The 13266-nt window shown below is 42.3% G+C and carries 12 protein-coding genes; 11 read left to right on the forward strand and 1 reads right to left on the reverse strand.

What is annotated here, in order from left to right:
* Window positions 1–105 precede the first annotated feature (105 nt).
* From HUB64_RS09820 to HUB64_RS09835, 4 genes are all read left to right on the forward strand, one after another.
* Window positions 106–786, forward strand: a complete 681-nt coding sequence (locus tag HUB64_RS09820; RefSeq protein ID WP_173496900.1) for a bifunctional 2-polyprenyl-6-hydroxyphenol methylase/3-demethylubiquinol 3-O-methyltransferase UbiG — start codon at window positions 106–108, stop codon at window positions 784–786.
* A complete protein-coding gene (locus HUB64_RS09825) occupies window positions 776–1837 on the forward strand; it encodes an HNH endonuclease (protein ID WP_173496901.1) in 1062 nt (353 codons plus the stop codon). Before HUB64_RS09820 ends, HUB64_RS09825 begins: the two co-directional genes overlap by 11 nt.
* Window positions 1838–2150: 313 nt before the next feature.
* On the forward strand, window positions 2151–2579 hold the full coding sequence (locus HUB64_RS09830; RefSeq protein WP_173496902.1) for a hypothetical protein: 429 nt from the start codon (window positions 2151–2153) through the stop codon (window positions 2577–2579).
* A gap of 21 nt (window positions 2580–2600) precedes the next feature.
* Window positions 2601–3182, forward strand: coding sequence for a hypothetical protein (locus tag HUB64_RS09835; RefSeq protein WP_173496903.1), 582 nt, complete (start codon window positions 2601–2603; stop codon window positions 3180–3182).
* Window positions 3183–3279: 97 nt separating this feature from the next.
* On the opposite strand, the gene HUB64_RS09840 is transcribed toward HUB64_RS09835, so the two are convergent.
* Window positions 3280–4890, reverse strand: a complete 1611-nt coding sequence (locus tag HUB64_RS09840) for an ABC-F family ATPase (RefSeq protein WP_131524739.1) — start codon at window positions 4888–4890, stop codon at window positions 3280–3282.
* A 653-nt stretch (window positions 4891–5543) separates the two neighbouring features.
* Here HUB64_RS09840 and HUB64_RS09845 point away from each other — a divergent pair.
* From HUB64_RS09845 to HUB64_RS09880, 7 genes are all read left to right on the forward strand, one after another.
* Window positions 5544–6152: a VF530 family DNA-binding protein gene (locus HUB64_RS09845; RefSeq protein ID WP_173496904.1), complete on the forward strand. Its 609-nt coding sequence runs from the start codon at window positions 5544–5546 to the stop codon at window positions 6150–6152.
* A gap of 631 nt (window positions 6153–6783) precedes the next feature.
* On the forward strand, window positions 6784–6981 hold the full coding sequence (locus HUB64_RS23155; protein ID WP_254451406.1) for a hypothetical protein: 198 nt from the start codon (window positions 6784–6786) through the stop codon (window positions 6979–6981).
* A 706-nt stretch (window positions 6982–7687) separates the two neighbouring features.
* On the forward strand, window positions 7688–8656 hold the full coding sequence (locus HUB64_RS09860) for a helix-turn-helix transcriptional regulator (RefSeq protein ID WP_105253121.1): 969 nt from the start codon (window positions 7688–7690) through the stop codon (window positions 8654–8656).
* Window positions 8653–9846, forward strand: a complete 1194-nt coding sequence (locus tag HUB64_RS09865; protein WP_173496905.1) for an EAL domain-containing response regulator — start codon at window positions 8653–8655, stop codon at window positions 9844–9846. The genes HUB64_RS09860 and HUB64_RS09865 overlap by 4 nt, the downstream gene beginning before the upstream one ends.
* Window positions 9847–9849: 3 nt before the next feature.
* Window positions 9850–10149, forward strand: coding sequence for a hypothetical protein (locus HUB64_RS09870; protein ID WP_173496906.1), 300 nt, complete (start codon window positions 9850–9852; stop codon window positions 10147–10149).
* Window positions 10139–12043 (forward strand): ATP-binding protein, encoded by a 1905-nt coding sequence (locus HUB64_RS09875; protein WP_173496907.1) that lies wholly within the window; start codon window positions 10139–10141, stop codon window positions 12041–12043. The genes HUB64_RS09870 and HUB64_RS09875 overlap by 11 nt, the downstream gene beginning before the upstream one ends.
* A 187-nt stretch (window positions 12044–12230) precedes the next feature.
* Window positions 12231–13265: a sensor domain-containing diguanylate cyclase gene (locus tag HUB64_RS09880; RefSeq protein ID WP_173496908.1), complete on the forward strand. Its 1035-nt coding sequence runs from the start codon at window positions 12231–12233 to the stop codon at window positions 13263–13265.
* The last annotated feature ends 1 nt before the right edge of the window (window position 13266 follow it).

The following is a 13266-nucleotide window of genomic DNA, read 5'->3' on the forward strand; positions in this document are numbered from 1 at the left end:
TATGCAAAACAGCATGATAATGATGGCATGTATTTTTTATCAAATACGACTGTGATAAGTTAGCGTCTGTAAAAACAATCACTTGTTGCAAAAGGATCGTTGTCAGTGAGCACAGTGTTTTATAATGACCACGCCGAAATACTCGCGGCACAGTATTTGTCTAAAACCTTTGAAGAAGTGCATTCGAGTTGGTTGCATCATCTTTTGCCTCTACTTACTAAAAATACATTGTCGATATTGGATGTGGGAGCTGGTTCTGGCCGGGATGTGTATTATTTAGCCGAAAAAGCACAGGGCAAAAAGACACAAATTATTGCAGTCGAACCTGCGGTTGTTTTAGCGAAAATGGGGCAGGTGTTAACTCGGGATCTACCCGTGCGTTGGATTGAGGATGGTTTACCTCAGTTGCAAAAAGTGGTTGGCCTAGCGCAACAGTTTGATCTGATTTTACTCAGCGCTGTGTGGATGCATTTATCTCCCTCAGAGCGCCCACTTGCACTAGCAACACTCTCACGCTTACTCAATTCGACTGGACTTTTAGTCATCAGTTTGCGCCATGGCCCAAGCCCCGATGCGCGCGTTATGCACCCAGTCAGTGCCGATGAACTGCTCACACTTGCTGCAGATTGTCAGCTACGACTTTTAGATTTGAGCCAAGATGAAACCGATAAACTCGGTCGCTCACAAGTGCATTGGCAGACGTTAGTTTTTACACCCAAACTGATGCCAAACGTAAATGCACCTGAAGCAAGCGTTATTATTCAGGAGCGACTGAATGCCGATTGATGCGAGAAGACAAGTTGAATTTATTAGCTATTTACAACGTCTGTTAGTTGAAGGGGATTTCGTTGCAACTTACAAATTTGCCTTACTGCATGCGATCGCCGATATCTGTATCGAACGGCCATTAATACTCAATGCCGATCCTGCGCTGAAAACCGCCATCAGTATTGATGATTTGGTAGAGAAGTTTATTGAACTTTACTGGCAACACTCTTTGCCTTTTGGTGCCAATGATGGGTATTTTGTCTTGATCCAAAATAGTGGAAAGCAATCAGCCTTGATCAACAGTTTGATTGAACTACGCCATCAAGGTGTTAACAGTCTATCCCAGTTAAAAGCGCATCTTAGTTATCCAGCTTTATTGCGTAAAACGCGCGGTACGTTTAAAGATGGCCCCTTATGGCGCTTACAAAACTTGTCACGTAATGAAGAATGTTTTCTTTATCCCCATGATAAAAAGAAAAATTACATCGAGTTGAATCCGGGGATCGCATTTTGCTTCAGGCGATTTCACGATTTAGTGGTGTCATTGGCTCGTACTCAATGGGTACAAAAAATCGCCGAGTTTCCCGCAAATCAGGTCATTATAGGCAGTAAAGGCAATTTAAGTGAGTTTCTGTTTGGTAGCGACAGACAGACGATCACCCATGCTAGACCTGTACTGCTTGATATCCAAAAAGGCCAATGCTTCTATTGCCAAAAATCATTAAAAGAAACAAGCGAAGTGGATCATTTTATCCCTTGGGCACGATATCCTAATGATTTAGGCCATAATTTTGTCCTCGCACATAGCAGTTGTAATAATCAAAAACGCGATCATCTTGCCGCTCAGCACCATAAAGATAACTGGTATGAGCAGAATATTATCCAGCATGGCCAAACGTTACACTCTGAACTCAGTCGATATTTTGTCTGTGAGAGTGATCGCTCTGAAGCCATTACGACTTGGGCTTATCAGCTAGCAGGACAAAATCGCTCGCCTCTCTGGCTCGATAAAAAGACCTTTGTGCCTTTTAATGCATTAGACAATGACCTGTCAAATACAGCAATTTAGAGCATGCTCACAGTTTTATGGCACTTATTTTTAGCACTCGCCAAGGTAAGCAACTGTGCTGCAATTGAATGAGCAACGCTGCCAAGCTAAAGTAATCAATGAACTATTTACATGTTATCTTGGTGGCATTACATTTTATCTTCATTGATTTTTTACCTGTTGATAGTAAAGGTTTACTTTCTGCCAAGGTAGTTGATTTCAAAGAGAATAAGGAGTATTTGGTAGACATATATGGCGCACTCGTTCAGTGACAACAAGCAGATGAATGCACCATGGAATTTATTGATAATACATGTCTAGTTTTGGAGGTTAGATGATGAAATCGATTTTCTTACTGCCCATATCTGTGCTTGTGCTGATAGGTTGTACAACGCCTAAATCGCCGAGTGAAGTGTATGACGAGTACAATGCTAAGGTACAGCAGGGGATAAGTTATCAAGAGGACAAGGCTTACTATACCCAACGTAAGCAAGCGGATGTTGAGTCTAAGTTCCCGCAGTATATGCAGCAGATGAAGCTGTCCCGCGATGAAGTGATCGCATCTTATCTTTCATTTTCAAAAGCGGCTGCCAAGTGCAAAGCACTCACCTTAGTGTCGCAGGTGATAGATGGGGATACGGCCGTCCTTGAATATGCACAAAAAGATCTTTGTGGTAATGCATCGGAGGCGAATGAAAAACAAAGAATTAGCATGATAAATGAAGGTGGTTGGAAAATTGATGAGCTCCAAATTAGTCTCTAAATCATTTGGAATGTCGTATCAATGACAGGATTTTATGAGTTTTTTAGCCTGCCAAACGGAGTTGAGGTTACTTGCCCCCATTGTACTGGCTGCGCCACTTTTACCTTTGCCCATGTTTTTCGTTTAGAGAAAAAAGATGTGCATTTATTTGAGGGTAGGCAGTTTGAGATCAAGCAGTTTAATCAAAGGTTTGCCCATAAATGGCCTGGTGTGCTGTTTTTCCCTCCGCTATTGGATGCTTCTTGGCGGGAAAAATTGCCAGAAAAATACCAAGGTACTTCGACTTGGGAACATAGGGCGAACAGTGCTTTTACAGATGGTACAGATCTTGGTCTTATTTGTTGTTATCAGTGTATGGCAAAACAGAAACATCGACTTGAATGGCCCAATGACGCATTTTATTCCCTTGAGTTTAAAGGTCATTCACTTTGGGCATTTAATAAACAGATGATGCTTCAGATCCGTGATTATATTCAAGCCAAAGATCGCGATGCGGTATTTGAGTCTGAGCCGATAGTCATTCGACATTTGCCGACAATTTTTAAACTGGCTAAAAATCGCGAGATATTGGTTAAAAAAATTAATAAGCTAATGAGTAACTAGTCAGATTTAGCCCAACAAAAAGTCGCCATTGGATAACCAATGACGACTTTTTAATGCGATAGCGCTGGGTTAATCGGCGTAAGTTAGCCGAATAACATTACGCGCTTTTTCTCGCTTCCATTTCAGCTTGACTTGAAAGGTACTCATCGAAAGTGCCTTGGAAGTTAATCACTTTTTTATCTTTAATATCAATGATACGTGTTGCGAGTGACGATACAAACTCACGGTCATGACTGACGAATATCAAAGTGCCTTCAAAGTCTTTCAACGCATTATTGAGTGCTTCGATGGCTTCCATGTCCATGTGGTTAGTCGGTTCGTCCATGATCAGCACATTGATGTCTTGCATCATTAACTTACCGAATAACAAGCGGTTTTTCTCACCACCTGAACAGTTACGGGCTTTCTTGTTCGCGTCATCTTCGGTGAACAGCAGACGGCCTAACATGGCGCGTACCATAAGATCGTTATGTTTGGGTTGGCGCCACTGTGACATCCAATCCATTAATGTGTAGTCATTATCAAATTCGTCACTGCTGTCTTGTGGACAGTAGCCGATTGATGCGTTTTCTGACCACTTGATCACGCCTTTATTATGTTCTAAATCATTGACTAAGCAACGTAGGAAAGTGGTTTTACCCACGCCGTTTTCGCCGATAATCGCTAATTTTGCACCGGCTTCGAGGATTAAGTCGCCGCCTTCGAATAACAGCTCGCCATCAAAACCGTGGGCTAAATCTTCTAAGATCAGTGCTTGGCGATGCATTTTTTTTCCCGCATCGAAACGAATAGAAGGGTGGATACGGCTGGATGACTTCACTTCATCGAGTTTGATCTTGTCCATTTTTTTCGCGCGCGAGCTGGCTTGTTTCGCCTTAGAGGCATTGGCACCGAAGCGGTTGACGAAGTCTTGCAGTTCTTCGATCTCGGCACTCTTCTTGGCGTTACCCGACAATAATTGCTCGCGGATCAAAGACGATTGTGCGAGGAAGTATTCGTAGTTACCAGGGTAAATGCGCAGTTCGCCGTAATCGATATCGGCCATGTGGGTACATACGGCATTCAAGAAATGCCTATCATGGGAAATAATGATCATGGTGCATTTGCGTTTGTTCAACTCGGCTTCTAACCAGCTAATGGTATGTATGTCCAAGTTGTTGGTTGGTTCGTCGAGCAGCAGAATATCTGGATTGGCAAATAGCGCTTGTGCCAACAGGACTCGTAGTTTCCAGCCCGGTGCCACTTGCTGCATTAGGCCGTAATGGAAAGATTCTTCAATACCCGCTTCGAGCAGGATTTCACCGGCGCGGCTTTCTGCGCTGTAGCCATCCATTTCGGCAAATTCACTTTCAAGATCGCCAACACGCATGCCATCTTCTTCAGTCATATTCGGATTGGCGTAAATTGCATCGCGTTCCTGTTTGACTTTCCACAGGGCTACATCCCCCATGATCACCGCATCGATCACACTGTATTGTTCAAACGCGAACTGATCTTGGCTTAGGGTACCGACTTTTAAGCCGGGCGTGATGGACACATTGCCAGAGGTTGGCGCTAACGCTCCGCTGAGGATCTTCATAAAGGTCGATTTGCCACAGCCATTCGCGCCGATCAAACCATAGCGGTGACCATTGCCAAATTTCGCTGAAATGTTTTCAAACAATGGCTCAGGGCCAAACTGCATCGTGATGTTCGCGGTAGAGATCAAAGGAGCTTTCCTAGGTATTTGCTAACGGGGATTGTGACAAACAAGCCTCAAAATGAAACATGCGCTTCACCCACTCTAAGCCAAAACATTAAAGTTGGGATAATAAGGTCGCGGAGTATACAGACTAAGGGCTAAAGATGCGAGCAAGGATGTGATGCGCAGCTATAAATCGAGCCGTTTCAGTTGCGTTTATTTTGAGGTTGACCCAAGGCATCAGCGGATCATAGGTAAAATTTAGAAACGGGTTTGAGCTTGATGCTGAGTTCATACCTGTTAGCGTGATATCGCGGATATGCAGATTAAAACCGTCGGCTGCGGCGTATTTTCTTTGCCCTAAAGCCGATGCCAAACCTCGCTAGCGCAAATAAAAGAAGGCGTTTAGCTTATTTACCGTTATTATTCCCGCAGTTTTGTCGAGCAGCAGATTTTACGGCTAATATTTAATGGCTCAGTTTGGAGGCTTCAGGTCCTTAAGATTTAAAGGCTTAACGCCCTATGCTATTGCCGTAACAACGTCAGTGGCTCATGACTTCATAACTTGAGTGATTTCTCTAATCGCGAATTTTAGTAGCGAATTGAGTCACTCGTTTAACAACTCAAAACCGTAAACTAATACAGTAAAATCAGCCAATAGGGCTGAACTTGGAATTCCCATGATTGAAGAGCAACAGAACAACCCATTACACGGCCTCAAACTCGAGACAATGATCACTGAGTTAGTCGATTTTTATGGCTGGAAAATTTTATACGCGGCATTAAAGCTAGGTTGCTTTAACACCAACCCGACCATTGAGGCCTGTATTATTTTCCTCAAGAAGACTGAGTGGGCGCGGGAGAAAGTGGAAAACTTTTACCTGTATCGATTCAAGCGTATGCCTAAAGCCGTCGGTGAGCAGTTTGATCTTAAGCCACGCGAACGAGGTTTTGCCTCAGGTATCGCGCCGCGTAAACCGATGGAACTCACCATAGAATCTATCGCTAAAATGCAGGCACAAGCCAGCGCCGAGTACGAAGCGGGTAATAAACGTCCCAACTCTGGTTATGGCTCAGGTAAGAGCTTTGGTAATGGTTCAGGTAAAAGCTCAGGCAAAAAACCTACGGGTGGACGTGGCATCGGCTCTGGATATGGTTCATCGAATAGCCACTCACAGCGCCGCAGCGAACTCCGAAACGAGCCAAGAAACGATTCAAGAATGGCTGAGCGTTCCGGACCAAGCCCATCGACGGATGACAACGATCCGTGGGGCACTAAACGCGGCTAATCCCATTTCTGTCGAATTGTGTGGGCATGGTTTTTCGGTTTTACATTCGTTATTTACAGTGACTAGCCTCAGCTTGCTATTTTCGTATCCGTAAAAATTAGCTTTTGGTATGAGTTAGCTTTTGTAAGAGTCGTTTTGAAGTCATGGCTCTAGTTGTATGATAGAACATCTGATTTATCGCCTGATTTAAAGAGAAGAGGTTAGCTGTTGAATACAGCTAACCTCTTTTTTATGATTAACTATTCACTTTATTGCATTAAGGTGAGAAAAATCTCGGGGATTATAGTTTTAGACTTGCATATCAAGTGCATAACCAGTTAATTCATCAATTTGCAATCAGATGGTGCCGGTTGCTCATGTTTACGACCAATACCAGCGCCTTCTCTAACACCTGTGCTTTATATTCTATACCTTTGTTCATCTTAGTCTGCTAAATGTCCAGAGTTAACGTCAAGGTGTTTGACGATACAGCTCCAAGGTAACCATTTAAATGTTTGATTATCATTGGGTAAGTAGTTTTAGCCGTCTTGCTCCACCAGCATTCCCTGTTGCCAAACGCCGCTGCCGACTTGCAGATGCGTAACGGTCAAACCATAGGTTTCGGCGCTGCCGTCATTCAGCGCCAAGGGATATGTCAATCACTACTATATTCGAACTGCGGTTAGGCTTAGCGGCTGGTATTCTTTTGTGTCTAATGCGGGATAACTTAAGTTTGCCCGACATAGCTGAAAAACTGACAATGAGCCCAGCCACCTTAACAGCCACCTTAAAACGTTGTTTGGCCGAGATGGATTTAAACTTTGCCCAACTCGCTGATACTTGCCGATGAGACCCGTTTAATCAGAGCACTGTATTACTTGGCTACACCTGCGCAAGATGTATTGCCACTTCTTTATCCTTCAGCGACGCCAGTGATTATAGGCGTTCCTTTAAACGCTGGACTGGCCAATTACCCACTTATTTTCGCAGTTGGCTTGCTTAAGCCATAAGCCATTAAAAACTATCCTACTTATATCTCTAAGCTGATACTGCCGCGGTTTGCCTATTCCAAATGTGAATAACCATGCATGGAAAGCGCAGAGCAGTGAGAAAAACCCCGAAGTTATATCCAGCATGTTGAATATTTAATGAATAAATAATCAATTTGGCGTTTTATGGCCTTTGCTGGTGAATCATATATTTTATGCGGTTTTATAGGGGGTTCTGTTGATTGCGGTTTTATCTATGATGCAATGATTTAACCGAACGAATAACTAGACACTTTTTTCCATCGCTTTTTTGACTGTGCCATGGTCTCAGATAAACAATGGCATTTATACTCGTTTTCCTATTGCAAAAAAACGTGGTGAATAAAAGGCTGAGATGGAGGAACTGAGTGATGAGTGACGAAAAAATCACTGGACTTTATTTCATCGAGAAACTTCAACGCATTTGGATTACTTTTACATTTAGACATCCAGAGCCAGTAGATGACATCGACCATAAGACGTATATGGAGCTGCTAGATAAAATAAAAAATTCAGATGGAACGCGATATGATTTGTACACCTATCTCCTATCAAAGCAAAACAAGTGCACAGACATTCTCCAATTTCTTAAAACACACCCGCAGTGAGAATAATTTATCTCAAGAAGATTTATGTAGTCTACTCAGGCAAAAAAGCTGCCTGTTCGATATGCTAGATTCCATCACTATTAGCCGTTGGGAGCGGGGAGTTAACATTCCATCCCTAGCTAAACAGTCTGAAATCGTTGAAATATTTGGCTCTGAACTGTTTGATATTTATCGGGAGGATAAGAAATTCATCAACGAAGGTTTAGCGTTAATTAACCTTTTTGAATCGACCATAGAACGCAGTGATCATCCGTACTACCGTAATACTCCTTATCGTGTCGAGTTTATCGAAAGCCACCATCAAAACTTTATGACCCTGCTGCAACTCAGTTTGGTTTATGAAAGTAACCCGCGTTTATCCTTTGTGAGCCGTAAGTTGTCTCAACCTTTTTTCCGTGGACTCTCATTGGTGGTGGCTTTTAGCTTTGGAGATCAAATCATTGGACACAGTCTATTCTGCCGCACTCAAGGCAAAATTGCCCTCGAATTTATGAATGATGAGGTGGACTTATTTGAGGTCATTAACCATAACAGTCAAGCTTTGCCAGATACCTTAATGGTGTTCTCCTCCTTTGGCGTAACGCCTTATATTGAAAATTATATGATGTCTGTTTATCTCAATGAATTGGCCACGAGTCGCTCACTTAAGTTTTTGAGTTTTAATATCTGTGATGAGTCACTAAAACGAAAATTGACGCAATTTAAGTTGCCCATATTTAAAGTAAGAACGATAGAAGGCGGCTTCAAACCAGTCAAAAACTATTCGTTTTTCTCCAGTCGCACAGAAGTCATGGCGAATCGTAATTTACTCAAGCTTTCTGTCATCCCTACATCCAAATCCCAGACGATCGATCCCATTTTCTTTATGCAGTTAGAGACCAATATATGAATATTCTCATCATAGATGATCAACGCTTTATTAGAGAAACCATGAAAGCTGATATCCATAAGTACTTAGCAGAGGACAATGTGGAGATCTATGAAGCCAGTAATGGTAATCAAGGAATTGAACTGATTTTAGCTGTAGAAGCAAAACTTGATTTAGTCATTTTAGATTTAAAAATGGATCAAGGTGACGGTATTGCGGTGATTAATATGTTGGCTTCCGAGCCCCGATTTACTGCCATTCCGATTGCGGTGATAAGCTCCTCGGATAAACGGACTTTAGAACTGGTGGATAGCATTATCACGGGTTTGAAACTCAACTTGCTTGGCGTATTTGCTAAACCTATCAATGTGAATGACATTTTAACGCCATTGCTAGACGCCTCCGACGATAGAAACCGTGCCCATCAAGATGAGTCTATCGTGCAAGACATGGCGGCGAATATCAATGTGCGGCAATTGCTCAAAAATGAACAATTAATTTTGTGTTATCAACCTAAGATTAACCTTAAAACAAAGGAGATCATCGGTTTTGAAGTGCTTTCGCGGCTTTGCGATCAATCCAATGGCTATATTTATCCCGACGTTTTTTTGCCACTGGTGAATCAGCAGGGGCTAAATAGCTTGTTTTCGCGGATGGTTATTTCCCAAGCATTGCAATGTTGGTCGCGCCAACCGTTATTAATGGCGTTTGCCCTGTCGATTAACATTACCGCAGATGATTTGACCTGTGATGAACTCATTGAGTACATCATCGAATGTGGTCGTGAGTATAAACAAATCCATTTGATTTTAGAGCTCACCGAATCACAGGAAATCATTAACCAAGATAGAGTACTTAACTCTATTGCACGGCTGATCATCAATAATATTGATATTTCCCTCGATGATTTCGGTAAAAGTTATTCTACTTATGATCGTCTTGATGCCATTCCCTTTAAAGAGATCAAAATTGATAAAAGTTTTGTCTCCGATATGGATATCAATCACCAACATTATCTCATCGTAGAGTCCACCATTGCGCTTGCGCAGAAGATGCACGTAAAGGTGGTTGCAGAAGGCGTTGAGACAAGTGCAATAGAGTTAATTCTCTCTGAGTTGGGGTGTGATGTTGCCCAAGGTTATTTGTACAGCCCCCCGATTGAAGGTCGTTATCTTATTGATTGGATTGCTCAATATAATAGGAGTGCCTAATGTATGAATGCTAATACTGAGTTACCCAAGGCCTTATCTGTATTCTTTGAGCAATACAGCCAAGAACAGCAATCGCGACTGCGATTGACACTGATTGCTGAATTACAGCGAATGCGACTTGGGCTAGAACAATATGAGTCCTCTGACAGTATCGAAGGCCTGAAACATCAATTTACGGGTATTGCGCGCTACTTGCAGCTTAAAGATATGCTGTCTGTCATGGATGTTTGCGAGCGAGAGCAGTTTGAACATCAGTTATGCAGCTTGCTAAAGGCCGTAATGGATTACGCTAATGAGCTTTAAATATAGCGCTTGTATCAATATGTTCAGTGGCTTATGGGTCACTCTGTTGGTGCTGTGGTTAACCTTGTCCCACTCACGTTATGAATTTGACTCCATTTACAATAAAAAAGCAGAAGCGGTTTTTACTTCTTCACGGGATATGTTCTTACAACATGAAATTATGTTGGATGCGCTAAAATCGTTTTTTTATGCTTCGAGTGAGGTAACGTCACAGGAATTTGAGGTTTTTGCTAAGGACTTACTGAAGATCAAATCTGCTGTCGCTTTTACACTGACCCCCGAACTTGAACTGGCCTATATCTCTGATCAGACAATGGCGCCAGAACTTAAGCCACTTAAATTAGTCAAGAATAGTAAAGGGGAACTTCAGGCTAGCCTTGCCGATTACACGTTAGCGGTTGTTAATATCGATGGGCCTAATATGCTTTATTTAGTCTATGCCATTTCTCATCAACGGATATTAGCGCGGATTGAGCAGGAGCAGGGTGTATGTATTAGCTATCAATTTGAACAATCGTTATTGCAAAGTTCATCCTGTAACCATGAGTTTTCAACAGGCATATTTTCAATGTTTAGCTACACAGATAGCCGAACTTTGGATATTCCTGGATACCAAATCCGTGTGAATTTACGCATAGAATATCAAGTGCCACAAAAAGAGGTTGTCGAGCTAATCGTGATTATCTTACTGATAGCTTCTCTTGGTATTACTCTGTCTTTTCTTTTGTACTTTAAGTCTAAAAATCAGCATATTGTAGAGCAGATTAAGCTCGATAATCGATCTAGATTAGCAGTACTTTCCAGCATAAATCATGAGATCCGCACTCCTATCAATGCCATTCTTGGCTACAGTCGCATGTTAAAAAAAGCGCGTTCACAACCGCAAAAACTGGACGAAATTATCGATAAAATGACCTGGTCAGCTAACTTACTTTACTCGGTTGCCGAAAATACGTTGAATTACAGTAAGGCTGAAGCTGGGCAGTTAAAATTGAATCGGCATTTAGTCAATTTGCACGAATATCTGAGCAATATTGAGGATTACTATCGTGCTTTTAGTGCGACATCGGGTAAACGTTTACAGGTTGTCGTGAATGAGTCTCTGCCGAAGTTTATCGAGCTCGATGGGACTAAGTTATTCCAACTCATGACGAACATTATCAATAATGCCTTTAAATACAGTACGGGTAGCGAAGTGCATTGTTATATGGACTTACGCCTTAAACGTAACCATAAAGACCATAGTCCTATGCTTAGGGTACTGATCCGCGATTTTGGCGAGGGTATGTCAAAGGAAGCGCAGCGCGCTTTAGTTGATCCCTTTATGCACGCATCTAACTCATATACAACAACATCGGGCATGGGATTAGGACTCTATACTTGTAATCGATTGCTTGAGCAGGTTGGCGGTAAGTTTATGTTGCGCAGTCAAAAGGGCAAAGGCACCACAGTGCTGTTACATTTTCCCTGCCAACTTACCGAGGTGAAAGAACGATTAACGATTCAATATGATCAACAAAAAGTGTTAATCATAGATGATAATCTGTTTAACCTTGAGATTTGCAAAGCCATGCTAGAGCACTATCATTTTCAAACCTTCAGTGTTGATAACGCCGCGCAAGCACTTAAGATGTTGATTCACTCATTGCCACATATTGTTATTGTGGATTACCGTTTACAAGATATGAATGGCTTGCAACTTATCAAACAGATGCAACAAACATTACAAAACCTTGCCAGTGATACCCAGTTTGAGCATCACTGTCGCTTCTTTTTGCTTTCAGCTAATGATAGCGATGATATTCCTGAGTTAGCATTATTCCCTGAGGTACATTTCATGCAGAAACCTTTTAGTGCTGAAATATTTCTCAGTAAATTGGCCGTAAAATCGTAAATTATCAAAGCATTGGATCTGGTTTTTAAAGCTTATTTGCCGAATGTGTGGGATTTACATCGCGGTAGAGTCAATCCCGTTGCGGTAATATGGGAGTAAAGACAAAGACGCTGTGATTAGTGTAGAACGCTGCTAATCTGAACATGTCGGAGATCTTCTCTAAAAGCGTCATTGCTAGGAATAATCGATGGAAAAAGAATCTCTTGAGTCTGTTTACCCCTTTTTAACTGAAGCCTTACGGTTAAGCGAGAATGGCCTCGCTGTTTTGGACAAGCACAATCATTTTATCTTTTATAACCATACCTTTGCGAAAATGTTTGGTTTTGTTGATCAAGACATGGCTGGCCGGCATTTTGACGACATGATGCACTTTGCCTTCACCCATAAGCAAGGGCCTAAAATTGATCATGAAACCATAGAGGAATGGCTTGAACTTATTCATGCGAATCAACGTAAATCAGCTTTTCGACGTTTTGAAGTGGATCTGGTCGACGGTAGCTGGTTGCAACTTTCTGAGCAGGTTTATCACAATGGCGATATGGTCATTGTTTGCACCGATATTACCCAGTTAAAACAGGTCGAATTTGCCCTAAGGAATGCGCAGACTGAGTTGAATCGACTCGCACTCACCGATGAATTAACCGGTATTGCTAATCGACGGCATTTTTTCCAGCAGTTAGAGCATGAAATCAAACGCTTGAGTCGTCTACAGTTACCTTTGTGCCTTGTCATGATGGATATCGATTATTTTAAACTCGTTAATGATCGCTATGGGCATCAAGTGGGTGACAAGATACTGCAGCATTTTACCCAATTTATCAGTGCTCGCACGCGCCCATACGATATCTTTGGTCGCTTCGGCGGTGAGGAATTTGCGCTATTACTGCCAGAAACATCGATCGATGTCGCGCAGAGAATTGTGACGCGTATGATGTCAGCGCTTGCGAATGAAGATATTTCAGCGATAGTCGCCGATTTTCACTATCAATTTTCGGCAGGAGTGAGTGCGTTAACACCTGTGATCACTCATCATGCCATCGAAGAAAACAGCGGTATTTTAGCGCTTCAGTCTGTGCCTTCACCGATTGAAATAGGGAGTCAGTGCCGTTCAGATGCTGAAAAGCTGGTGGCCGAGGCCGATAAAGCCTTGTACCACGCTAAAACTACGGGGCGAAATCGTGTCGTGGTTTGGGATGATGTGATATTAACGGCTAAAGCTTAAC

Origin of the sequence: Shewanella sp. ISTPL2, from assembly GCF_013283205.1 — a bacterium.
GTDB classification, from domain to species: Bacteria; Pseudomonadota; Gammaproteobacteria; order Enterobacterales; family Shewanellaceae; genus Shewanella; species Shewanella oncorhynchi.

Coding starts and splice junctions, on each gene's coding strand:
- HUB64_RS09865 (WP_173496905.1), top strand. CDS start 8,653: ATGAATATTCTCATCATAGATGATCAACGCTTTATTAGAGAAACCATG.
- HUB64_RS09825 (WP_173496901.1), top strand. CDS start 776: ATGCCGATTGATGCGAGAAGACAAGTTGAATTTATTAGCTATTTACAA.
- HUB64_RS09830 (WP_173496902.1), top strand. CDS start 2,151: ATGATGAAATCGATTTTCTTACTGCCCATATCTGTGCTTGTGCTGATA.
- HUB64_RS09860 (WP_105253121.1), top strand. CDS start 7,688: ATGATTTGTACACCTATCTCCTATCAAAGCAAAACAAGTGCACAGACA.
- HUB64_RS09870 (WP_173496906.1), top strand. CDS start 9,850: ATGAATGCTAATACTGAGTTACCCAAGGCCTTATCTGTATTCTTTGAG.
- HUB64_RS09875 (WP_173496907.1), top strand. CDS start 10,139: ATGAGCTTTAAATATAGCGCTTGTATCAATATGTTCAGTGGCTTATGG.
- HUB64_RS09880 (WP_173496908.1), top strand. CDS start 12,231: ATGGAAAAAGAATCTCTTGAGTCTGTTTACCCCTTTTTAACTGAAGCC.
- HUB64_RS09845 (WP_173496904.1), top strand. CDS start 5,544: ATGATTGAAGAGCAACAGAACAACCCATTACACGGCCTCAAACTCGAG.
- HUB64_RS23155 (WP_254451406.1), top strand. CDS start 6,784: ATGTCAATCACTACTATATTCGAACTGCGGTTAGGCTTAGCGGCTGGT.
- HUB64_RS09835 (WP_173496903.1), top strand. CDS start 2,601: ATGACAGGATTTTATGAGTTTTTTAGCCTGCCAAACGGAGTTGAGGTT.